General features: G+C 50.1%; 15 protein-coding genes. 13 read left to right on the top strand and 2 right to left on the bottom strand.

Features of this window, described 5'->3' with window-relative positions:
- Nucleotides 1–6 precede the first annotated feature (6 nt).
- The 8 genes from PJDR2_RS21125 to PJDR2_RS21090 all read left to right on the top strand — a co-directional run bounded on the left by PJDR2_RS21125 (nucleotide 7) and on the right by PJDR2_RS21090 (nucleotide 10,134).
- The gene (locus PJDR2_RS21125; RefSeq protein ID WP_015845761.1) at nucleotides 7–903 is read left to right on the top strand and encodes a carbohydrate ABC transporter permease; all 897 of its coding nucleotides are present in this window, start codon (nucleotides 7–9) and stop codon (nucleotides 901–903) included.
- A 119-nt stretch (nucleotides 904–1,022) separates the two neighbouring features.
- Entirely contained in the window at nucleotides 1,023–2,681 is a 1,659-nt protein-coding gene (locus tag PJDR2_RS21120) for an extracellular solute-binding protein (protein WP_015845760.1), read from the top strand.
- Between the two features lie 35 nt (nucleotides 2,682–2,716).
- Complete coding sequence (locus PJDR2_RS21115; protein ID WP_015845759.1) at nucleotides 2,717–3,484, top strand: sugar phosphate isomerase/epimerase family protein; 768 nt, start codon at nucleotides 2,717–2,719, stop codon at nucleotides 3,482–3,484.
- A 150-nt stretch (nucleotides 3,485–3,634) separates the two neighbouring features.
- Complete coding sequence (locus PJDR2_RS21110) at nucleotides 3,635–5,620, top strand: discoidin domain-containing protein (protein WP_015845758.1); 1,986 nt, start codon at nucleotides 3,635–3,637, stop codon at nucleotides 5,618–5,620.
- A 27-nt stretch (nucleotides 5,621–5,647) separates the two neighbouring features.
- Complete coding sequence (locus PJDR2_RS21105) at nucleotides 5,648–7,651, top strand: discoidin domain-containing protein (RefSeq protein ID WP_015845757.1); 2,004 nt, start codon at nucleotides 5,648–5,650, stop codon at nucleotides 7,649–7,651.
- 153 nt (nucleotides 7,652–7,804) lie between these two features.
- Complete coding sequence (locus PJDR2_RS21100; protein WP_015845756.1) at nucleotides 7,805–8,686, top strand: nicotianamine synthase family protein; 882 nt, start codon at nucleotides 7,805–7,807, stop codon at nucleotides 8,684–8,686.
- Between the two features lie 74 nt (nucleotides 8,687–8,760).
- A complete protein-coding gene (locus PJDR2_RS21095; protein ID WP_015845755.1) occupies nucleotides 8,761–9,336 on the top strand; it encodes a LysE family translocator in 576 nt (191 codons plus the stop codon).
- An 18-nt stretch (nucleotides 9,337–9,354) separates the two neighbouring features.
- A complete protein-coding gene (locus tag PJDR2_RS21090) occupies nucleotides 9,355–10,134 on the top strand; it encodes an AraC family transcriptional regulator (protein WP_015845754.1) in 780 nt (259 codons plus the stop codon).
- Nucleotides 10,135–10,156: 22 nt separating this feature from the next.
- Here PJDR2_RS21090 and PJDR2_RS21085 read toward each other — a convergent pair whose 3' ends face one another.
- Nucleotides 10,157–11,026: an AraC family transcriptional regulator gene (locus PJDR2_RS21085; RefSeq protein ID WP_015845753.1), complete on the bottom strand. Its 870-nt coding sequence runs from the start codon at nucleotides 11,024–11,026 to the stop codon at nucleotides 10,157–10,159.
- A 152-nt stretch (nucleotides 11,027–11,178) separates the two neighbouring features.
- Here PJDR2_RS21085 and PJDR2_RS21080 point away from each other — a divergent pair, with 152 nt between their 5' ends.
- Nucleotides 11,179–12,216 (top strand): glycoside hydrolase family 88/105 protein, encoded by a 1,038-nt coding sequence (locus PJDR2_RS21080; protein ID WP_015845752.1) that lies wholly within the window; start codon nucleotides 11,179–11,181, stop codon nucleotides 12,214–12,216.
- Nucleotides 12,217–12,272: 56 nt separating this feature from the next.
- Here the strand turns inward: PJDR2_RS21080 and PJDR2_RS21075 are convergent, their stop codons facing one another.
- A complete protein-coding gene (locus PJDR2_RS21075) occupies nucleotides 12,273–14,573 on the bottom strand; it encodes a helix-turn-helix domain-containing protein (RefSeq protein ID WP_015845751.1) in 2,301 nt (766 codons plus the stop codon).
- A gap of 313 nt (nucleotides 14,574–14,886) precedes the next feature.
- Between PJDR2_RS21075 and PJDR2_RS21070 the strand changes: the two genes are divergently transcribed.
- The 4 genes from PJDR2_RS21070 to PJDR2_RS21055 all read left to right on the top strand — a co-directional run bounded on the left by PJDR2_RS21070 (nucleotide 14,887) and on the right by PJDR2_RS21055 (nucleotide 22,965).
- Nucleotides 14,887–16,485 carry an extracellular solute-binding protein gene (locus PJDR2_RS21070; protein WP_015845750.1) on the top strand — a complete coding sequence of 533 codons (1,599 nt, stop codon included), beginning with the start codon at nucleotides 14,887–14,889 and terminating at the stop codon, nucleotides 16,483–16,485.
- A 78-nt stretch (nucleotides 16,486–16,563) separates the two neighbouring features.
- Entirely contained in the window at nucleotides 16,564–17,463 is a 900-nt protein-coding gene (locus tag PJDR2_RS21065; protein WP_015845749.1) for an ABC transporter permease, read from the top strand.
- 19 nt (nucleotides 17,464–17,482) lie between these two features.
- Nucleotides 17,483–18,352 (top strand): carbohydrate ABC transporter permease, encoded by an 870-nt coding sequence (locus PJDR2_RS21060; protein WP_015845748.1) that lies wholly within the window; start codon nucleotides 17,483–17,485, stop codon nucleotides 18,350–18,352.
- Nucleotides 18,353–18,411: 59 nt separating this feature from the next.
- Complete coding sequence (locus tag PJDR2_RS21055; RefSeq protein WP_015845747.1) at nucleotides 18,412–22,965, top strand: Ig-like domain-containing protein; 4,554 nt, start codon at nucleotides 18,412–18,414, stop codon at nucleotides 22,963–22,965.
- The last annotated feature ends 303 nt before the right edge of the window (nucleotides 22,966–23,268 follow it).

Genomic DNA, 23,268 nt, shown 5'->3' with positions numbered 1-23,268 from the left:
TAAGCAATGAAAAAGATGAGCTTGGGTTCCAGAACGTTTGATGCGGTCAATATCTTTATCATGCTTTTGATTATGGTCGCTATCCTGTATCCGATTCTGAACATTATCGCGACTTCCGTGAGCAGTGCCCGTTATATTTCGTCGGGAAGCGTATCCGTCTGGCCGAAGGGCTTCAATGTCGAAGCTTATACGACCGTATTTAAAGATCCTTTTATCTTCAAGGGATATCTCAACTCTATTCTTTACGCGGTAGGATCTACGGGGCTTATGCTGCTGTTTACCTCCTTGATGGCCTATCCCCTTACCGTTCAGGGCTTTGTCGGGAAGAAGTTTCTTACCATCTTTCTGATGATTACGATGTTTTTCGGCGGAGGCTTGATTCCTACCTATTTGCTGATGCGCAGCATGCACATGCTGGATACGGTGTGGGTCATGATTCTTCCGGGGGCTATCGGAGCCTATAACGTCTTTCTGTTTCGAACCTTCTTCCATAATATACCGGCGGAGTTGAAAGAGTCTGCCTTAATGGACGGTGCCAACGATCTTATCGTCTTGTTCAAGATTGTTCTGCCGTTATCCAAGGCGCTGCTGGCAACCTTTGCACTATTTGGACTGGTCGGGAGCTGGAACAGCTGGTTTGAGGCATTGGTCTATCTGCAGGATCAGGATAAATATCCGCTCCAGATGGTGTTGAGAAACTATCTGTTTACCCTGGATACCAATGCGATTGCGGGAAGGGTCGGTGCCGGCAACGTCGCCATTAATCAGTCGGGAGACTCGCTTGACCCGCAGGCTGTCCGAATGAGCGTTATCATAATCACGATGTTCCCGATTATGTGCATCTATCCTTTCTTCCAAAAGCATTTCACGAAAGGGATACTGGTAGGCTCGATTAAAGGGTAGAAAGCGACGAGAAACCGTGCAGGAAAAGCCGGAATCCTGTTTGGGAGGTGAAGGGTCGGCAAGCAATCCGTAAGCCTTATGACATGCTGTAAACCAATTATTTATCAGGAGGGGTTTCTATGAAAAGAAAGACAAAAACGATGTCTTTGCTTTTGGCTTCCGCGTTGGCACTGGCAGTAACAGGCTGTACAAATAACAACAATGCAAACAATGCGCCAAACGAGACTTCAGGCACGAATACGGGGATGGGCAAAACGGATAGCAAGCCGTTGAGTTTCTCGGTAGCGCTGCCATCCAATGGCGTTGACAACGAGAATAGCATGATGGGGAAAGAATGGCAGAAGGAAATGGAAGCCTACATGGGCAGAAAGGTCAACATTGATTTCAATTACATTCCTTCTTCCGAGTATGACGAGAAGCTGAAATTAATGATTGCGAGCAATGATTTACCGGATTTCTTCGTTACTCCATTGTTCTATGACACAACCGAAATGGCGGAGCAAGGCCAGATCCTGGAGCTGAGCCAATATAAAGACCTGATGCCTAACTATATGAACTATTTGAGCAAGGTCAAGAACGGTTTGACCCGGGTAACCAACGCCGAAGGCAAGATGTATACCTTTAAAGAAACGTCAACGCCAAGGTTCCCCGCCGATAAAGGCATGCTGATCCAGAATACGTCCTCGTACCGTTACGATATTTTCCAGCAAAACAATATCAAGATTCCCGAGACCTGGGATGACGTGTATCAGGCTGCCAAGAAGCTGAAGGAGCTGTACCCGGATAAATATCCGATTGCGACAAGATGGAACAGCTTGCGTTCCTTGTTCGCCGCGGACCATGTGAAGGATGATATCTATTGGAACGGCAGTAAATATGTTTATGGCGTCCAAGAAGACGGATACAAAGACGCGCTCCAGTTCGCGAACAAGCTGTATGCCGAGAAGCTGCTGGATCCGGAGTATACCATCGATACGGACGATACGCTTAAACGAAAAGCTTTGAACGGCGATAACTTCATTTGGCTGACGCAATGGTTCACGACTCCGGCCGAATATACGAGAACGCTTAATGACGGGAAAGTATTCGCCGTTACTCTCTACCCGAATAACCCGGATTACGGGACAGCTTGGCAGGAGGTAGCAAACGGTAATACGCCTGATTTGGGCTGGGCTCAGTTCTGTATTAACGCCAAAACAAAAGTGGCGGAAGATCTGATCAAATTCATTGATTATCAATATACGGACAAAATGATGAACTTGATTACCTGGGGAATCGAAGGAACAACGTATACGGTTGGGGCGGACGGCGTACAGACCTTTACGGATGAATTTAAAAATGCGCCGGATCCATGGCTGGTTGGCGATAAATACGGTATCCGGGCGAGCAAGAACTATAACCCCGGCCTGCAAATGGTTAACGATTCCAAAGCATTCGTAGACTTTGCCGCCACGGATTACACCTACTTCGACGGCAAATACGAAGAGGTTCCGATTGAGAAATCGCCGTACTTAAGAAGTCTGCCAATGCCTCAGAACGACTATGTGCCATCGTCGTACAGCGAGCCAAGCATTCAGTTTACGCAAGACGAAAGCCAGAAGATTTCCGAAATCATGAACCCGGTTAAAACCTTTGTTACGGAAGAACAAGCGAAATTTGTTTCCGGCAAGAACAAATTTGACGATTGGTCCAAATTCATCGACAAACTGAAGAAAATGGGCGATATCGATAAAGTGCTTCAAATTTACAACGATGCCGCGCAACGCGCGACGAAGTAAGGAATGCTATTTAGCAAGGAATGGAGTGATCGATTGTGGCTAAACCGGTTGTAGGGCTTCAATTATATACGTTGCGTGATTTAACGGAGCGGGATTTTCTTGGGACCATCCGCAAAGCTGCGCAGCTAGGCTATAAAGCGGTAGAGTTTGCGGGATTTTTTGACACGCCGGTAAAAGAGGTCAAAGCGCTTCTTGCCGAGCTTGATTTGCAGGCGCCTTCGGCTCATATCGGATTGAATTTTTCCGAGGATGCCGCTGTCCGTTCCGCGGAGCTCGATAAGCAGATCGAATACGCGCAGGAACTCGGCCTGCAATACATGGTTGCGCCGTGGGCTCCACTGCCCGAGAATCCCGAATGGGAAGATGTCCAGAAGCTGGCGGGCATTCTTGAAGAAGCGGGAAGAAAAGTAACCGAGGCGGGAATGACCTTTGGCTACCATAATCACGCTTTCGAGTTTCAATTAGTCAATAACAAACCGGTTATGGATCATCTGCTGGAGCTTGTTCCGGCGCAGTATCTCGTAGCGGAATTTGACCTCGGCTGGGTTCATGTGGCTGGTTACAAGCCCGTTGATTACGTGCAAAAGTACAGCGGACGCGTACCGCTCGTTCACTTCAAGGATTTCGTGGAGGGGCATACGGATACCGAGATAGGCAAAGGCTCCGTTGATTTGAAGAGCGTATTGCCGATTGCCGAGGAAGCCGGAGTTCAGTACATCTTCGTGGAACAGGAAGTTTTCCCTTCCTCTTCTCTGAGGAGCGCTGAGATCAGTCTTGAATTTTTCCGAAAGAACGGCCTTTAAACTTACTTGATTTCATCTTAGATCGTATAGGAGCAGTCTGCGTTCAGCATGCTGCTTCTTTTTTTTTCGGGAGGTGATGCGATGTCGTAGTTTGCAGTCGCCATAATGATGCTGCGCAAGGAAGTCAAATCAATGGGAGGATGATCATGTATGCATGCAAAGCTGCGTAGAACGACCGGAATAGCAGCCTCAATCCTGCTTAGCCTAGCTTTATTCCCTGGGACGATGTTGGCGGATAACGCCGCAAATAACAGTGGAACTAGTCGAATCCAAAGCCAGCAGCCTTTTGGGATCCGGGTCGTCGACTCGAAGACCGGACGGGGAATTCCGGCCGTTGAACTGAGGACTACCAACAATATGACCTTCTATACGGACAGTGCCGGTTACGTCGCTTTTAAAGAGGTTGGCCTTATGAACGAAACCGTGTTTTTCCATTTGTCCAGCGATGGTTACAAAGTTCCCCAGGATATGTTCGGTTATTATGGGCAGGCCGTTGAAGTAACGCCGGGAGGAAGCGTTACGCTGACGATGGACAGAGTAAATATCGCAGAGCGGCTGTACCGTATGACGGGCGAGGGCATTTACCGGGACAGCTTATTGCTTGGCAAGACGCCGCCGATTAATGAACCGCTCTTGAACGGGAAAGTAATGGGACAGGATTCCGTCCAGACGATTAAATATAAGAATAAATTGTACTGGTTCTGGGGAGACACGGACCGCGTAGCTTATCCGCTCGGGAACTTCCGGGTAACGGGCGCAACCTCGAAGCTTCCGGGACAAGGCGGACTAGATCCGGATGTAGGCGTTGATCTTAGCTACTTCAAGCAGGACGACGGCTTCGTTAAAAGTCTGGTGCCGACGCTGCCTGACGGCGCGAATATCGCGTGGGTATTTGGACTGATGACCGCAAAGGATTCAAGCGGACAGGAGCGTCTGCTGGCTGGCTACAGCACGCATAATCCGGATCTGTCGGCCTTCGGCATTCTTCAATTTAATGATCAGACGGAGCAATTCGAGCAGCTGGTCCAATTCCCGGACAAGAATGACTGGCGACATCCGGGAGGCCAAGCCAGCTACTACAAGGAAAACGGAAAAGGATACTGGGTATTTACCGAGCACCGGATGCCGAATCTTCGCGTACCGGCGACCTATGAAGCGATTAAGGACTACACGAAATACGAAGCCTTTACGCCTCTGGAGCCGGGGACAACGTACAACGGGGTCAATACGCAGCTTGAACGGGACGCTTCGGGCAAGCTTGTCTGGAGCTGGAAGCAAAATACGCCGCCGCTGAAGCAGGATGAGGAGAAAGAGCTTATTAATCTAGGAGTAATAAAGGATACGGATGCCCGTTATTACCAGCTGAAGGACGTGGATACCGGCGCCGGCGTCACGATTGCCGGCAGCTCCGTTGAATGGAATGACTACCGCCAGAAGTATGTTCTTTTTGGCCAGCAAATGGGCGGAACGTCATCTGGACTCGGCGAGATGTGGTATGCGGAGGCGCCTGCGCCGCAAGGGCCATGGACAACGGCCAAAAAAATCATTACGCATAACAACTACACCTTCTATAACCCGGCTCATGATGAGTTTTTCGATAAAGCCGGAGGCCGTTATATCTACCTCGAAGCGACTTACACCAATTCGTTTACGGACCACGAGCCAACACCGCGCTACAACTACAATCAGATGATGTATAAGCTCGATCTTGCCAATCCTGATCTTGGGCTGACGCCTCCGGTAACGGATTTGGCTAAAGACAAGCCGATTGCCGCCGCTTCAAATGAAAAGAATCAGCCGGCAAAGCTGGCTAATGACGGCAGCTCCGAGACGTTCTGGATTTCGGCTGCCAAAAGCCCGCAATGGCTGAAGGTTGATCTTGGTGCGCCAAGCAGCATAAACCGCGTTGTATTGAACTGGGGAACCGCCTACGGAAAAGCGTATCAAATTCAGATTTCAAACGACGGGGCGAAATGGAAGGACGTATACAACACCAAAACCGGCGACGGCGATGTGGACGACATTGCGTTTGCGGATACGAAGGCCAGATATGTCCGAATGTACGCAATACCAAGAGGCGCTAAGTTATCCGTACGGGATTTCGAAGTGTACGGAAGCCAGCAGGGCTCAAAATAATCATTTTGGAATGGAGGAGATTACGGCATGGGAATGAGATTACGCGTTCGAATCATGGCGGGCGTTATGCTGGTTGCAGCGCTTCTCCCGGGAACCTTCGTAGCGGCCGGTGCAGCAGGGGCAAGCGGTACCGATAAGCCGGCGCAAAGCCAGGTCTATAATCAGGAGCTGTTCAAAATTCACGTCGTAGACGCGGAAACCGGAAGAGGAATTCCGGCGGTGGAGCTGAAGACGACGAACAACATCCGTTACTATACGGACAGCGCCGGCAACGTTGCTTTTGACGAGCCGGGGCTTATGAATCAAACGGTATTTTTTCATATAGCCAGTCATGGCTACGAGGTTCCGACGGATATGTTTGGTTACCGCGGTCAAGCGGTGGACGTAACGCCTGGTGGAAATGTGACCATCCAGATGAACCGGATCAATCTTGCGGAACGGCTATACCGGGTAACCGGACAAGGCATTTACAGGGATACCGTCATGCTTGGCGAGACGCCGCCGATTGAAGAACCGCTCTTGAACGGGAAAGTGATGGGCCAGGACTCCGTGCAGACCATTAAATACAAGAATAAGCTGTACTGGTTCTGGGGCGATACGGATCGGCCTTCCTATCCGCTTGGGAACTTCCGGGTGACGGGAGCTACTTCAAAGCTGCCGGAGCAAGGGCTGGATCTCGATGTTGGCGTCGACCTCGACTATATTACGCGCGAGGACGGCTTTGCGAAAAGCCTAGTGCCGCCGCTTCCGGACGGTGCGAATATCGCCTGGATATTCGGTCTGATGACCGTCAAGGACAATAACGGCGAGGAACGGCTGCTTGCCGCTTATAGTACGCATGATCCTAACCCTCGTTCTTTCGGCATTCTGATCTTTAATGACGAAAAGCAAGAGTTCGAGCAGCTGGTCCAATTTCCGGGTACCAGCGATTGGCGTTACGCGGGAATGGGCGGTCAAGGAACGTATTACGAGGATGGCGGCAAAGGGTATTATATTTTCACGCAATACGAGTATCCGAATATTCGGGTAGAGGCGAAGATGGATGCCATTATGGATTACACCCAATACGAGTATTTTACCCCGCTTGCGCCAGGGACGACTTATGCCGGGGCGAACACGCAGCTTGAGCGTGACGCTGAAGGCAAGCTGGTATGGGGCTGGAAGAAAAACACGCAAATGCTTACGCAGGAAAAGGAGAAAGAACTGATTGGATTAGGCTTGATCAAGGCGGATGATGAACGATATTTCCAATTGAAGGATGTCGATTCGGGCGATGAGGTTCAAATTGCCCAAAGCTCCGTCGAATGGAATGAATACCGCCATAGCTATGTCATGATTGGACAGGAGAAATTCGGCAAGACGTCCCTGCTGGGCGAAATCTGGTTCGCGGAAGCGCCTGCGCCTAACGGACCATGGAAAGTGGCAAAGAAAATTATTACCCATAACGAATACTCTTTCTATAACCCTTCCCAGCATGAGTATTTCATCAAGGATGGCGGGCGTTACCTCTATTTCGAGGCTACCTTCACCAATACGTTTACGAAAGCGCCTGCCATGCCGCGTTACAACTATAATCAGATGATGTATAAGCTGGATCTCTCCAATCCGGAGCTGAACCTTACGCCGCCGGATGGACCGGAGCTGACGGAACTGGCCCAAGGCAAAGCGATCACCGCTTCCTCTTCGGAGAGCTCGCATCCGGCAGCGGATGCCAATGACGGAAACGGGCAGACCCGCTGGGCTTCCGACTCTTCCGATCCGCAGTGGATTCAGGTCGATCTTGGCGCTCCAAGCCCGATCAGCCGCGTCAAGCTGGATTGGGAGGTCGCTTACGGCAGAGCCTACAAGATTCAGGTGTCGGATGACGGCCAGAATTGGACCGACGTTTATAGCACAACTTCCGGCGACGGAGGCACCGACATTGTTAACTTTGATGAAACAACAGCCCGTTACGTGCGGATGTATGGAACGCAAAGAGGTACAATGTACGGCTATTCCTTATGGGAGTTTAAGGTATTTGGGCGTAACTAAAGGCTAGAAACAAGGCATCCGGCTCCTGTTTATCGGGATCAAGGATGCCTTGTTTTCTTGTCGGAATAAACCGGTTTGTCTCAATTCCCTTCTACATCCCGGGCGGTATGAATATATTTCGAATATATGCGGGGAAGAAGGAGAGTTGCGTAAATGGAGGTTTATTCTACGGGTACGGCAGCATCTGCGGGAAGCCTGCCTAGATGGCAGGTCGTTGACGATTTTATTGCTTTTATCCGCGAAGCCAACGAGCTTCTTCAGAAGGAAATAGATTTGTCTCCGGCTAATCAATTGGTAACAAGCGTTATTAGCCGTATTTTCGCCCAGCTGCGTTCCCGTTATTTGCCGGAGGAGGTACAAGCCGTTTTGAGCAACGAATATATTCAAACGCATCAGCGGCAGCTGCAGGATAAGCTCTCGGAAGCCGAGTTTCTGACGGAGCTCAGCGACTCCAGGCAGGCCTGCAAAGCGCAGGATTCCGGCTTGGATGCCATTAAAAATCTCCCGAATTGGCCGGTTTACATAGCGCTGGTTAAGCAGGAACTGGATACCCTTCGCCGCTTCACTGATCCGGATAGCCGCCTGGAGCAATCTCCCGTTGTGTTTGTAGGCAGCGGGCCGATGCCGTTAAGCCCGATTATCTTTTATTTGTTAGCCGATGTGGAGGTTGTCTGCCTGGAGAAGGATGCGGTGGCTTACGAAGCTTCTTGCTCGCTGCTCGAGCACATGGGTCTCGGATCCAAAGTTAAGGTTGTATTGGAGAATGGCGCCTATTACGATTACGGCCCATACAAGCGGATTTTTGTCGCTAGTCTTGTGAGAAACAAGCAAGCCGTGCTGGAACAGATAAGCCGCACTGCCTCGGATCCCCTGGTCGCTATGCGAACGGCGGAGGGTATGAAACAGATTATGTATGAAGCGATTGATGAAGAGGTTCTTCGTTGCCAAGGATGGCATATCCTTGGACGGACACAGCCTGACGAGGGGCTGGTCATCAATTCCACTTTATTTATGAAGCACAAAGGCTTAGAATAAGCTGCAATAATATACTATAGGCAATTTCCAATCGGATGTAGGATATGAGAAGAGCGTGAAAGGAGCGGCTTCTCATGGATACTACATCTTTTTTTGTTTATTGCCTGGTTGCAACGTTTACACCGGGACCTACGAATATTTTAATTTTGTCTACCGTCAAAAACGCGGGAACGAAAAAGGCGATGATCTTCTCTTATGGATCGACGATTGGCTTTGGTTTGCTGCTTGTCTGTTCGGCCGCATTAAATTCGGTGCTGCTGTCGGTAATGCCCAAGTTTATTACGGTCCTTCAGGTTATCGGAAGCGCCTATATGGTCTATCTCGCTTACCGGATGGTCCGAAGCCATCATTCGGAATCGGACGTAAACCAGAATGCCACTTTTCGATTCGGCGTCCTGCTGCAGTTCTTGAATCCCAAGACCGTGCTGTTTGCCTTAACCGTCATCCCGGCGTTTATTTTGCCCACTTACAGCGGGTTTACGGGTGTGTCCGTTGGTGTTGCAGCCATCACTTTAATTGGGTTTTCGGCCTTTTTTACATGGGTTCTTTTCGGGACGGTTTTTAAAACGTTTTTGCAGAAACACCATACGGGTGCTAATCTGGTTATGGCTTTATTTTTAGCTTACGCTGCCGTTATGATTTGGGTATAGCTTTGCGAGGTGAGTAAGATGGAAAGGTTTATTTATAAAAAGTCGGCCGGCATTACCGCATTATCCGCAACAATGACGGAGTTTAAATATAAGAAGCATGCCCATCAGGAATATGCGATCGGCGTTACCTTGCGCGGCATTCAACGTTATAACCTGGACGGCAGCCTGCAATTATCCCATAAGAGCGGCATTATGCTGTTTCATCCGGAGCAGACGCATGACGGAATGGCGCATGACGAGGCGGGGCTTGATTACGTTATGCTGTACATTGAGCCGCAGCTGCTGCTGGAGGTTATGGAGAAGAAGGAGATTATGCGGTTTTCGAATCCTATCGTGTATGACCCGGAGCTGGAGCATAGGGTCCTTAATTTAACGAATGCCATCTTAAGCGAAAAAGATGAAGCGTTGTGCAGCGAGTTATTGCTTGCTCTAACGGATCGCCTTGCCGATTCCAGTCTTTCGCAATACGGCAAGAGAACGGATCATGCCTTGATTCGAAAAGCGAAGGACAGAATTCACGATAATCTGGATCATGTTCTGAAGCTGGATGACATTAGCAGGGAACTTGATTTATCGAAGTTCCAGTTTATCCGATTATTCAAGGCGCATACCGGGATTTCACCGTATCAATATTTTCTTAACAGTAAGATCGAAAGGGCCAAGCAGCTTATCGAAAGCAGCAAGGATATTTATTCCGCGGTAGCGGCGTGCGGATTCGTGGATTTGACCCATCTGAATAAACATTTCAAGAGCGTTTACGGCACAACGCCGCATGATTATATCTCGCATTTTCAATAACGGTTAAGCAGCTGCTTAACCGTTATTTTTGGTTCTGCTCCAGCTTCCGATAGTCTCGGGGGGAGAGTCCGGACAACTCCTTAAACACCTTGCCGAAGTGGGAAAAGTTCTCGAAGCCGCAACGCTCGGAAATTTGAGTGATGCTCCAATCCGTTTCTTTCAGCAGAAGCTCAGCTTCCTTGATCCGGGTAACGTTGATGTATTGGCTGAAGCCAAAGCCGGTAACCTCCTTAAAGACGCGGCTGAGATGTCCCTTGCTTATGAAGAATTGCTTGGCCAATTCATCAAGAGGCAAAGGTTCCCTAAAGTGCTGGTTAATGTGCCGGATAATATCCGTGACCTTTTGCTGAACAGGGGTAAGCTCAATGCTTGGCAGCGATTTGCGTTTTAAGGCATGCCGGGCCGTGAATAACAGAATCTCGGTGGCCATGTTACGGACATGCAGCTGATAACCGGGTGGACATTCCTGCAGCTCGCGAAGCAGGGATTCGAACAAAGCCTCCAAATGCATCCGTTCCTGCAGATTAAGCTTGATGATTGGATGCGCGGAAGCAAAAGGGGACAGCAGCAGTTCGGTCTCCTCCCGCGATAAACCGTCAAAGAACGGCAGGTCGTAATGCAAGACAATCCGCTCGTGATTGGGCTGGCTTAGCTCGGAGGTCCGGTGGACGTCATTGGTGTTTACGAGGATAAGATCACCCGACTGAATCTGATAAACGGAATCGCGTATAAAAAACTTTCTCTCGCCGCTGTACAGGTAAAAGAATTCATATGAACGATGATAATGGGTAGTGTCCATGGAATGGTAGCCGATTCTCCGGTCGAATTCGATCCATAACGGTTCGCTGATCGAACCGAACCGAAGGATATTGGGAAGCGAGGTAATCGTCATAATGAGATGAGCTCCTTTCACGGACAATCGTAAGCTCATTATATCAATATTTGCGGGGTTTAAGCAGTATTTGTCCATATATGCGGAGAAATCCTTGCAAAATTCATGCTACTCTTGGGGTATGAGAGCGATTTCAGACGGAGGTTTGGACAATGAAAAAATTTGAAGTGAACCAAGAGGAAGTATTAGAGCTGATCGACCTTGTCGTACGCAGAACGATGAATATGGATTTTACATGGAACTGGTCTTGCGGAGTTGCCTTTTACGGCATCAGCAAAGCTTGGGAAGTAACGAAAAATCAGGAGTATATTGATTTTCTGGTGAAATGGGTGGACGAATATTTGGAGCTGGGGCTTCCGGCTTTAATGGTTAATTCTTGTGCCATGGGGCATACGATGTTAACGCTGCATGAAGCGACAGGCGACCAGAAATACCTGGATCTCGCTCTAATGAAAGCCGAATATTTGCGCAAGGACGCGATCCGGTTTGGAGAAGGCGTATTCCAGCATACCGTATCGTCCAAAAACGATTTTCCCGAGCAGGCGTGGGCGGATACGTTGTTTATGGCGGCGTATTTCCTGCTGAGACTTGGCTTCAAGCTGGACAAGAAGGAATATATCGACGATGCGCTTAACCAGTTCTACTGGCATGAAGAATATTTGCAGGATACAAAGACGAATCTGTTCTACCACGCATGGGACAATGTGAGAGGGGATCACCTGTCCGGCATCTATTGGGGCAGAGCGAACGCATGGGCTGCCTATACGATGGCGCAGGCTCATAAAATGCTTAATCCGTTTATGCCGATGTGGATGCAGCTTGGCGGAGCGCTTGGCGATCAGTTAAGCTCCCTGGTCAGACTGCAGTCGCCGGACGGCTTGTGGCGTACGATCTTGAATGACGAGACCTCGTACGAGGAAACCTCGGCTTCCGCCGGCATTGCCGCAGCCCTGACGATTTACGCGCATCCGCTGCATCAGAATTATATGGCCAAAGCTTATGAAGGCATTCGTGCCAATATCGACGATGACGGTTCGGTCCGCAATGTATCCGCCGGCACGGCGGTTATGTATTCGGCGGATGACTACAAGGTGATTTCCAAGAAGCGGGTGCAAGGCTGGGGTCAAGGATTAACGCTGGCTTACCTGGTTGCATTGGTTCAGAATACGGAAGTCGTCAGCGCGATTTAATTGATGGTTATTCTTTAAGGTCTGCTCTTGGGCAGACCTTTTGTTATTTTTTCTCTTCATCCTTGCGAGAGCAGCTTCTCCGCCGCATGCTGCTGTCGGTATTGCCCGGGCGTAAGCCCCGTACGGGCTTTAAAGATCTTATTGAAGTAGCTGACATTGGCGTACCCAATCTCGTGACAGATCTCTTCAATGGACAGGTTGACCTGCCCAAGCAGCTCCGTAGCTCTCCTTATGCGCAGCTGAATCAAATAGTCATTGATGGTCATACCCATGGATTCTTTAAAAATACGGCTTAAGTAAGAGGAGCTGCGTTCCACGTATTCGGCAACGGTATCTACGGAAATGTTGTTATTGAAATTCGCATCCATGTAGTCGATGGCAAGCTGCAAGGTTACGTCCGTCATTTTGGAACGCTTCTCGCGATGGTAGTCGATAATTCTATCGCACATTTCGATCAGACATTTTTCCATATCCTTCAGCGTCTCGGCGCGTGCTATAAGATCGGCATAAGCAGCACGGCTGCCGAATACGGCGGCAATATCCCCCCGGGATTGGACAAGAGTTTTGACAATCTCGCCGCTCAGCTGGAAGAACAGCTGCTGGATATTGGCTTTGCTCAGCTTCTTGTCTATCGCGGTCCCGGTGATTTCCCGGAGGGTATCGAAGCACTGCCCTTTATCCGTCTGAAGCAACGCCTGCTGCAGCTTTGCTTCCAGATCATAGGGATAGTAATAAGCTTCTTCTTCCTCCGCCTGCCAATCGCCCAAGATCGAGTAGGGCAATACCTCGCCTTTACCGATATAGATCTTCAGGTTCAAGACGGCAATCGTATCCTCGTAAGCCAGCCGGACCGATTCCTCTCCCGTGCAGATTCGGCTGACAGCAATCGTAACCGTTAATCCATACCTGGTGAGCATATGCTGTTTCAGCCTCTTGGCATATTCCAGAGGGAATTCGTCGTTTTCGGGCGGAACAGCCAAGAGGATAACCGTCCTCTTATCATCCTTGGCAAATACCTCTCCGTTGATATCCGCGCCTAGTTCATCCATAAATCCGTAACGCAGCAGGTGGAAATGAAAAGGATCGTCCTTTACGGGATAAGGCTCCTCCAGCTCCAGCGTAAGCAAGGCAAACCGGGAAAAATCAAGCCGCAGTCCAAGCAGCTCCACGGCTTGCCCGTTTCCTTCACCGCCTTGGATCAGATCGTTCAAGTACTTTTCTTTAATAGCCGTACGGTTGTCGGTGAGCAGAGAATCAACCTTCCTTTTCTCCTTGGCGAGAATCTCCCAGCTGCGGATCATCTGCTCGAACCGCTGCCGGATAAAGCCCGCCTCGTCTCCGGTTGGAAGAGGCTTGATTGCACCATCCCGCTGGTCATGCGCGGCATTCTCAATATAAGAGATGACGCTGTGGAGAGGACGGTACAATCTTCTGGACACGAAAAAGGAGATTGCGATAGCGGCTGTCAGATAAGCCGCGGCTACGCTAACCACAATTACTTTGATACGCCCCATCCCTTGCAGAAGGGTGGACTTCTCCGTGACGTCGATAAACTTCCAGCCTGTCAGCTCGGAGGTTGTGTAGGAGATGATCCGGTCGGAGTCATCGATATAGGAGCCGCTTTCCGCGTTTAGACGGCTAAGATTAACGGCCTTCATTAGCCGATCTCCGTCGGCCGCATCGGTATAGAGCAGCTCGGAGTTTGCTCCAAGAACAAGAGTGGTGCCTTTTTTATTATGGTAGTGGCTCAAATAATCGTTAAACAGCAGATCCAGCTTCAAGTTGATCACAATAGCGCCGTTGACTTGGCCGATCAGCGGCATTTTTTGAAGTAAGCTGGCAGCGGAATGGTCGGGGGAAAAGCCGTCCTGTCTCCCGGTAATCCAGACCGAGCGGCTTGCCGAAGGCTGCTTCCACGTATCCAGCCAGGACCGGTCCGCGAAGGTGGAAATGGGGGAAGTCCGGATCTCCTGCCGCGAGGTCAGGACAAGCTCCAGCGGAGCGTAATAGATATAGATGGAATCGATGTAAGGACTGATTTTTTTCTGTTCGGCAACAAAGCCGGTTAAGTCAATGAGGGAGCTGACGCTAAGCTTGCTCCCTTTCATTTGGTAAAGATACGTTTGGGTCGCGATCATGCTTGAAGCGTTATATTTAATGGAGGTTAGTTCTTTGTGGATGAGCTCTTGCTGCTGGGTAAGGACGGATTCGTTGTATGTAATCGCATTTTGAATACTGTTGTCTGCCGAGATGGAATAAGTAACGGATGCAATAAGGACAACCGTGATAACGGCAATAGCGGTTAAGGAAAGAAGCTGCTTCACGAACATGCTGTTCTGCTTGATTGAGCCCGGCATTGCATTCACTCCTTGTCTCAATGATTGCGCTTACATATTGAAGCGCCAAGCATCCGGCGCTAATACGGGGATTATATCACAGTTGCCCTCCTTGGAAAGGAAATACGCGAAAAACATACAAAAAAGAGAAAAACATAAGGCCATCCAAACGGTACAAAAGCGGAAAAACATAAAAGAGAATCGTAATAGAGGATTGAGAACGCCGGCGGAGAAGGCTATCGTAAATATTGTAACCGCTCCCATAACCCGGCCGGGAGCCAGAGCCTGGATGCGGTCCATTATACCGAATCAATAGGGGGAGATTGAATTGCAAATGAAACGACAGACAATGGGCAAGGCCGCACTCGCGGCAATCGTAGCTGCGGGATTACTCGCGGGCTGCAGCTCCAACTCGAATAACGCTACTAATAATAATAAAACAACGGATTCTTCGGCTAGCCCAAGCGCAGGCACATCCGAGCCAACGGAAACAAAAGAAGCAAACGCAAAGCCGATTGAAATTACATGGGGCATCCATTTCCAGGCTGCGGGCGTCGTTGAGAACACCGAAGTTCAGAAATGGCTGGAACAGAAATTCAACGTCAAGATCAAGCCGGTGAAAGTAACCGATGCCAGTATCGCTTCCGGCGATGTTCCGGATATCTTCATGCTGGGAGATCCGGCTAACGTATCGGCTTATCAGAACCAAGGCGTATTAATGAGCATTGATCCTAATCAATTGAAGGAAAAGATGCCGGAATACTATGCCGATATCGAGAAAAAAAGCAAGCTGTTCCAGACTGTTACCTTTAATGATCAGCTGTGGGCGATTCCGATGTTTATCGATTTGAAGCCTTATGATTTGGGAATGCTTTGGCGCAAGGATTGGTTGAATAATGTCGGCATAACGAAGGTGCCGGAGACGCTGGATGAATTCGAGCAGGCGGTATACGCCTTTGCGCAGAAGGATCCGGATAAGAACGGCAAAAAAGATACGTACGGTTTGACGGGCACGGCAACCTCCACCTGGTCTTCCGGCTTCTACTCGATCTTTGGGGCGTTTGGCGTGGAGCCAACGATGTGGCATGAGAAAAACGGCGAGATCGTAAACGGCTCCGTTATGCCGGAGACGAAGGAAGCATTGGCGAAGCTGCGGCAATGGTATGCGGATGGAGTCATTGACCCTGAATTTATAACCGATACGCAGGATTCTTACCGCAAGAAGCTGTACAACAACCGGATTGGCGTTATTGAAGAGCAAATCGCCAAAGGCGCGCTTCCGGAAGGCGGCACCGTAACGGAGATGAAATCCTTAAGTCCTAATGCGGAGCTTGTCTTCTCGAAAAATCCGAAAGGCCCGGGCGGCGACGGATCTTGGGACTGGGGTGTGAAGAGCAACTTTGTCGTAATCGGCAGCAAGGTGAAGGATCAGCCTGAGAAGCTCGATAAGCTGTACGAAATTCTCCGCGCGGAAAGCAGCGACGAAGAGACGATCAACATGACCAGCCTTGGCGTGAAAGGTACGCATTGGGACTTTGCGGAGAGCGGAGCCGCATCGGGAGCAACCAAGTTCCTTCCTTCGTTCGAGAAGCAGGAGCAGCGCGACCAGGAAGGAATCCGCCTCTTCTCGCTTGGCAACATTACGACGCAGGCGTACCGCGAGAAGTATTCGAATCCGAAGCTGAACGAAGCGATCAAAACGTATTCGTCCGCGCCGAACTTAACGGATGCGCTGCTCTTCTCGGCATTGCCGTCCGACGGCAAATACAAGGCTGACCTGACAGCGCTTATGCAGAAGTATTTCGCCCAGATTATTAGCGGTGAAATTCCGCTTGACGACTTCGATAAGTTCGTAACGGAATGGAAGGCTAGAGGCGGCGACGAGTTAACGAAAGAAGCCAACGAGCTGTACCAGGCGCAATTCAAAAATTAACCGGCCGGCTCCGCGGACCCGCAAGGGCTGATGCCAGCTCTTGCGGGCGGACCGGGCAAGGTTGCAAGGAAGTGTGGCATGAAGACTATACGCAGGCACGGAGAGCTGCTCTCGTTATTTCTGTTTTCGTTTCTCTTTTTCTTCATTTTCAAATACGGTCCGCTGTATGGCGTGATCATTGCGTTCAAGGATTTCAAAGTGGTGGACGGCATTTGGGGAAGTCCTTGGGTAGGGCTGCAGCATTTCCAAGAGCTGTTCCAGAACAGCGACTTTTACCGTCTCCTTAAAAATACGCTGCTTCTTAATCTGTATCTGCTTATTTTTGCTTTCCCGGCACCGATCATTTTGGCGCTGCTGCTTAACGAGGTCCGGTCGCGCTACTTCCAGCGTTTTATTCAGATGACGATGTATTTGCCCCACTTTGTATCGTGGGTCATCATGTCGGGGCTTATTATTTACTTTTTATCGCCAACGACCGGAGTCTTGGCTGAAATCATGGGATGGTTTGGGGTAGAGCCTGTCTTCTATATGGGGAAAAAGGAGTATTTCCGCTCCATTGTTGTTATTTCCGCGATTCTGAAGGATCTGGGCTGGGGCTCCATTATCTATTTCGCCGCCTTGACCGGGATCAACCCGGAGCTTCAGGAGTCCGCGATTATCGATGGCGCCAACCGCTGGCAGCGGATGATTAAGATCAATATTCCGTCGATTATGCCTACAATCGCGATTATGTTTATTCTAAGTCTCGGCGGGTTCTTAAGCGCGAATTTCGAACAGATCATCAACCTGCTTAACCCGGTTACGTTTGAAACCGGCGATGTGATCGATACTTATGTCTACCGGGTAGGCCTGCAGCAGTTCCAATACAGCTACACGGCGGCGATTGGTCTGTTCAAGTCGCTGGTCGGCCTTCTGCTTATTCTCGGCGCCAATTTGCTTGTACGGAAAATGAGCCGGGGAGAGAGCGGATTATGGTAGGGACAGGAGGAAGTTTGTCATGAAGGCGACAAGATGGCAGGAACGTATTGCCCCCGGCCTCATTTATTTTGTATTGGCCTCACTCGCGGTAATTGTTGTGTATCCGTTTATCCATGTCATAGCCGTTTCGTTCAGCGGACGCGGGGAAGCGCTCCGGAGCGGGTTCCATTTCTTCCCGCGGGATATCCAGTGGACGGCTTACCGGGAGCTGCTTAATTATCCGTTTATCTGGTCCGGCTACTCGAATACGATTTTCCGGATGGTGGTGGGCACGGCTCTCACGCTGCTCGTTACCGTCTGCGCGGCTTATCCGTTGTCGCGTCCCGATTTTCCCGTCAAACGGCTCCTTACTTTGCTTCTGCTCTTCACCATGATTTTTGACGGAGGGATCGTGCCTCATTATTTGCTGATGAAGGATTTGCATTTGCTTAACTCCCTTTGGGTCTATGTGCTGCCTACGGCGGCAAATGCCTTTCAGGTTCTGGTCATGTTATCTTTCTTCCGGTCGCTTCCCGATGCCTTGATTGAAGCAGCCCGGATCGACGGAGCCAGAGATATCGGGATTTTGTTCCGCATCGTGCTGCCGCTCTCGATTCCGCCGCTTGTTACGATCGGGCTGTGGTCCATGGTTCACCATATCAACGCGTTTATGGACAATTTGCTGTACGTGACCGACCAGTCGAAGTTTGTCCTGCAGCAGGTCGTCCGGCAAATTCTAATCGAAAACAAGGTAGATGCGTTTACGACGGCAACGAATATGATCCCTCCGGCTCCCGAGAGCCTGAAGATGGCATCCGTAATCGTGTGCACATTGCCCGTGCTTGTCGTATATCCTTTCCTGCTGAAATACTTCGAGAAAGGAACGATGATTGGATCGGTAAAAGGCTAAGCGAAGGGAACCACAAGGTTCCCTTTCTATTTATAGAAATAAGGAGGAATTGATGAACCATGAAGAAGAAAATGCTGATGGTCTTATGGATAATGGCTTTGCTTCTAAGCGGATTTCCTGCAGGCGGCGTGCTCGCGGCGGAATCCCCGGATTCAAGCGCAGGCTCTGGCGAAAATGCCGGAGCGGTCTTTTTCGTCTCGCCAAATGGAAGCGATTCCAACTCCGGGACTTTAGAATCGCCTTTTCTTACTCTGGAGAAGGCGAGAGATGCTGTCCGTCAATTAAAGCAAAGCTCGGGATTGCCAGGCGGAGGCGTTACGGTCTATCTAAGAGGCGGCGTATACAACCGGACCGGAAGCTTTCAGCTTGAAGAGCAGGATTCGGGTACGGCGGATAACCCGATCACCTATAAAGCTTATCCGGGAGAATCCGTCAGTCTGAGCGGGGGCCGGAATTTGGAGAAGGGCTGGTTCGAGCCTGTAACCGACCAAGCGGTATTGAACCGCATCATCAGTACGGACGCAAGAACAAAGGTATTGCAGGTAGACCTTAAGTCATATGGCATTACGGATTACGGCGTCTTGAGCCGGCATGGCTATTACAAAGCCAACGATGTCAGCCAGACGCCGCCTATGGAGCTGTATGTGGAAGGCCAAGGCATGACTCTGGCAAGATGGCCGAATAACGGGACGGTACAGATGGGCGATATCGTTGACCCCGGTCCAACCCGCAAGGATGCTGACCTGCAGACCCGTGGAGGCACTTTCAAGTATACTTACGACCGGCCGGCGTTATGGACGCAGGCGGACGATATATGGCTGGACGGCATTTTCGGCTATAGCTGGGAATGGTCCTATAACAAGGTTGCTTCTATTGATACCGTGGGCAAAACCATCACATTGGCTTACGGGGAAATGAGCGGTTTGTTCAAAAACTGGTACCCGGACTTTCATTTTGCCCAGAACCTATTAGAAGAGATTGATATGCCTGGCGAGTATTATATCGACCGGAGCCAAGGCATTCTGTATTTCATGCCGACGGCTGCCTTCAAGCAGAAGGCCAATCCGGAGATTACCGTAACGATGCTGAAGACTCCGATGATTAATACGGTAAATACGTCTTTCGTGAACTTTGAGGATTTAATATTGGAAAATGGCCGTGATTCCGCGGCGGTGATCATGGGCGGCAACCATGTCCAGATCGTACACTGCGAAATAAGAAATTTTACCGAAGGCGGCGTACGCATTAATACCCAGAGCCGGTGGCTGTACGATGACTTCGCCAAGGCTTCCGGTGTTAACCATGCGGTTATCGGTACCCATATCCACCATATCGGGGGAACGGGAGTGATTCTGAACGGAGGCGACAGGCTGACGCTGGAGCCGGGGAATAACGTGGTGGAGAACAGCCATATTCATGATTTTGCCTACTATCATAAAGCCTATAATCCTGCCGTCATCCTGACCGGAGCCGGAAACCGCATATCGCATAACGAAATTCATGACGCTCCGCACCCGGGTGTTCTTATTTTTGGCAACGATCACGTTGTCGAGTACAACAACATCTATGACGTATGCAAAACGTTCTCGGATCTAGGCGCAATCTATATGAATCTGGGAGCATCGCCGCAGGAACGGGGAACCGTTATCCGAAGAAACTATTTCCATAATATCGGGGAAGGCAAAGCCGGCGTGCAAGGGGTCTATCCCGACAACTTTACGATGGGGCTTGCGATCGAGGAAAATATTTTCTACCGGATGGGCAACTCCGCGATTCTGAACAATGGCGGCGCCCATATTAAGACCAGCAATAATCTTTTTATTGATGCCAAGACTCCTTACGAATATTCGGATATGTACCTGGGCGACGGTCCGGATCAGCAGATCTCCAAAAACTACATGGGTCCGTGGCATGCCTTATTCGACAAGTACAATAACTTCGTTGGCATGCCGCATCTGACGAAATATCCGGAGCTGGCGGATTTCTTCACGGAGAATCGCTATTATCCGGACACCAATACGTTTAAGAATAATGTTATTTACAATCCGACAAAAGCGAGAAACAGCACGACAAACGCAAACGGCGCTTACGATAAGCTGAATCTGGTGCAATACGCGAACAATTGGGTTACGAATGGGGATCCGGGTTTTGTAGACTTGGCCGGAGGGGATTTGAATTTGAAGTCCGACGCGGCGGTATTCCAGCAAATACCGGGCTTTGCGGATATCCCGTTTAGCGAGATGGGGCTAACCGAAAAAGCGGGGACATACCTTGCTCCAGACGTTATCCCAGTCGAAGGCCTGGAGTTGTATGATGACAGCCTCGCGATCGGAATCGGCAAATCTTACGATCTGTATGCGGCGGTGCTGCCATGGAATGCGACTAATCCTGCACTGGTGTACACATCAAGCGATCCATCCGTCGTGAAGGTGGATGCTAGCGGCAAGCTGAAGGGAGTGAACCTGGGCAGCGCAACCGTTACGGCCGCATCCGCAGACAATCCGCTTCTCAAGGACGAGGTCCAAGTGACCGTTGAGGTCGGAGACGGCATGATGGACGATACGAACTTCGAGAACGGCAGGAATAGCTGGCCAACCGACCCTAACCGCAGCATTGTAGACGTTGGCGGCGGCAATCACATGTATAAGCTGCTCAAAGGCGCCACTGCGCTGAACGATAATGACTTCAGCAATTACGAGCTTGACTTCAAGCTGAAGACGCCGCCTGTTATTCCGGAGCTGGCAACGTTTTACGTGTTCGACCGGTTGAATCAAAGCGGCAGCGGAGGAAGAATCGGATACCGGAAATTTGCGGACGGAACCTCCTCGTGGATTCTATATAATGGGGCATGGGCAACGATTAAGCAAAATACGCTGGCCTCCCAGGATCTGCTGCCCGATACCGTATACGACATCAAGATTATGGTGAAGGGACAGGAGATCAGCGTTTATGCCAACGGCCAGCTGAAGCTGAAAGCGTCCGATCCGACCTTTAATCCTTCGGGAAAAGTCGGCTTTTATGCCGGCGGCTTTGATTATCTGTTATTCGACGATATTCAATTTAAGGTTCCCACGACCGATGTGGCCGGTCTGCTGCTGGATAAGAGCAGTTTGAACATGGTCATTGGCGAACCGCAGCAGCTGCAGGTTCAATTCGATCCGTCGGATGCCGCCAATCGTGCTGTTGTCTGGCAATCCGCAAATCCGGATATTGCGTCCGTCGACGAGAGCGGTAAGGTGACTGCTCTGGCAAAAGGCGAAACGACGGTTACGGTCACCTCCGTTGCCAATCCGCAAGCTTCGGCTTCTATTAAGATAGTCGTCTCCGATATCCTTCTGTATACGGATTTCGATTCAGGGGCGAACAGCTGGCCGGTTGACCCGAACCGGAGCATTGTAACCGTAAACGGCAATAAGATGTACCGCATTGTAGCCGGGGCTTCCGCTCTTCATCCGAAGGTATTTACCGACTACGACTTAACCTTCAAGCTGAAGACGCCTGCCGAGATGCCGGCTCAGGGCACCTTCTACGTGTACGACCGTTCGGCTTCCGGCACTTCAGGCAAGGTTGGTTACCGGAAATTGGCGGATGGAACATCGCAGTGGGTTCTATACAATCCGAATTGGACGGTTCTGCAGACGAATAACTTCTCCGGTCAGGATCTGCAGCCTAATTCGGAGTACAACATTCGGGTCCTGGTAGACGGGGCGAGAATAAGAGTGTATGTGAACGGGGAGCTGAGACTGGACGGTACGGACACCAAGCATAATGCATCGGGAACGGTAGGGTTTTATGTCGGGGGCTTTAGCGAGTTCTGGTTCGATGACGTCAAGTTTACGCTGATTGACCGGACCGCTCCGGTAACGGCGGCGGCTATGAATCCAGTGCAGCCTGATGGCACGGGAGATTGGTATTCCAAGCCTGTAACCGTTGATCTGAGCGCAATCGACAGCGGAACCGGCGTGGCAGGCACGGAATACAGCACGGATGGCGGAGCGACCTGGCTTCCATATCAGAACCAGCTTACGTTCACTGACGACGGGGACTATTCGTTGCTTTATCGGTCGGTTGACGCGGCTGGAAATAGAGAAGACAACAAAACGATAAGCTTTAAGCTGGATACCAGTGGGCCTGAGACTAGTATTACGGGTTTAGAAGAGAAGGCATACGCAAACTCGGAAACGGTAAATCTGTCCTGGGCGGTCTCGGATACCGTCTCCGGAGTGGATGAGGGCAAGACGACTGCGCAGCTGGACGGTCAGACGGTACAGCAAGGAGCAGCTATTCCGCTATATACGCTGGCTGCAGGTTCTCATACCTTCACGGTTTCAGTTACTGACTTGGCAGGGAATACGCGGGAGAGCAAGGTGACCTTCACCGCCTATGCCGATATCAGTTCGCTGAAAGAGTTAGTTGCGCAATTCTATGAGCTGAACTGGATTGATAATCAAGGTATCGCAAATAGCCTAACGAAAAAGCTGGAAAACGGCAGCCTGGATGCCTTTATCAATCATGTGGAGGCGCAAAGCGGCAAGCATATCCAGGCGGAAGCAGCCGCTTATCTGCTGCGGGATGCTAACTATGTTTTGCAAGGAAATAGCTTACCGGTGTAAGTGGAAAAAGCGGTGCAGGGGCCATCCCTGCACCGCTTTTCGGTAACTTATTTCTCAATGCGCTAACATCGTCTACGTACATTGGATTTAATCCAATTAAATGGAACTGTCAGCAGCATCTCGCGGGCTAGGTTGGATTTCGTCCAACGAAATACACATAAAACGTGGTATAGGGCAGCAAATCGAAGATTTTACTGGAGTGAATCCAATCTGGTGCCGATGATGGGTCCAAATCATATGAATATAGTGGATGAAATCCAATGTGCGTCGTTCTGCTGTTTAACATGCAAAGAAACAAGGCTC

Origin of the sequence: Paenibacillus sp. JDR-2 (assembly GCF_000023585.1) — a bacterium.
Classification (GTDB): Bacteria; Bacillota; Bacilli; order Paenibacillales; family Paenibacillaceae; genus Pristimantibacillus.
Note: the sequence above shows the minus strand (reverse complement) of the source record. Positions and strands in the feature narration are given on the sequence as shown.

Coding starts and splice junctions, on each gene's coding strand:
- PJDR2_RS21125 (WP_015845761.1), top strand. CDS start 7: ATGAAAAAGATGAGCTTGGGTTCCAGAACGTTTGATGCGGTCAATATC.
- PJDR2_RS21120 (WP_015845760.1), top strand. CDS start 1,023: ATGAAAAGAAAGACAAAAACGATGTCTTTGCTTTTGGCTTCCGCGTTG.
- PJDR2_RS21110 (WP_015845758.1), top strand. CDS start 3,635: ATGCATGCAAAGCTGCGTAGAACGACCGGAATAGCAGCCTCAATCCTG.
- PJDR2_RS21105 (WP_015845757.1), top strand. CDS start 5,648: ATGGGAATGAGATTACGCGTTCGAATCATGGCGGGCGTTATGCTGGTT.
- PJDR2_RS21100 (WP_015845756.1), top strand. CDS start 7,805: ATGGAGGTTTATTCTACGGGTACGGCAGCATCTGCGGGAAGCCTGCCT.
- PJDR2_RS21095 (WP_015845755.1), top strand. CDS start 8,761: ATGGATACTACATCTTTTTTTGTTTATTGCCTGGTTGCAACGTTTACA.
- PJDR2_RS21090 (WP_015845754.1), top strand. CDS start 9,355: ATGGAAAGGTTTATTTATAAAAAGTCGGCCGGCATTACCGCATTATCC.
- PJDR2_RS21085 (WP_015845753.1), bottom strand. CDS start 11,026: ATGACGATTACCTCGCTTCCCAATATCCTTCGGTTCGGTTCGATCAGC.
- PJDR2_RS21080 (WP_015845752.1), top strand. CDS start 11,179: ATGAAAAAATTTGAAGTGAACCAAGAGGAAGTATTAGAGCTGATCGAC.
- PJDR2_RS21075 (WP_015845751.1), bottom strand. CDS start 14,573: ATGCCGGGCTCAATCAAGCAGAACAGCATGTTCGTGAAGCAGCTTCTT.
- PJDR2_RS21070 (WP_015845750.1), top strand. CDS start 14,887: ATGAAACGACAGACAATGGGCAAGGCCGCACTCGCGGCAATCGTAGCT.
- PJDR2_RS21065 (WP_015845749.1), top strand. CDS start 16,564: ATGAAGACTATACGCAGGCACGGAGAGCTGCTCTCGTTATTTCTGTTT.
- PJDR2_RS21060 (WP_015845748.1), top strand. CDS start 17,483: ATGAAGGCGACAAGATGGCAGGAACGTATTGCCCCCGGCCTCATTTAT.
- PJDR2_RS21055 (WP_015845747.1), top strand. CDS start 18,412: ATGAAGAAGAAAATGCTGATGGTCTTATGGATAATGGCTTTGCTTCTA.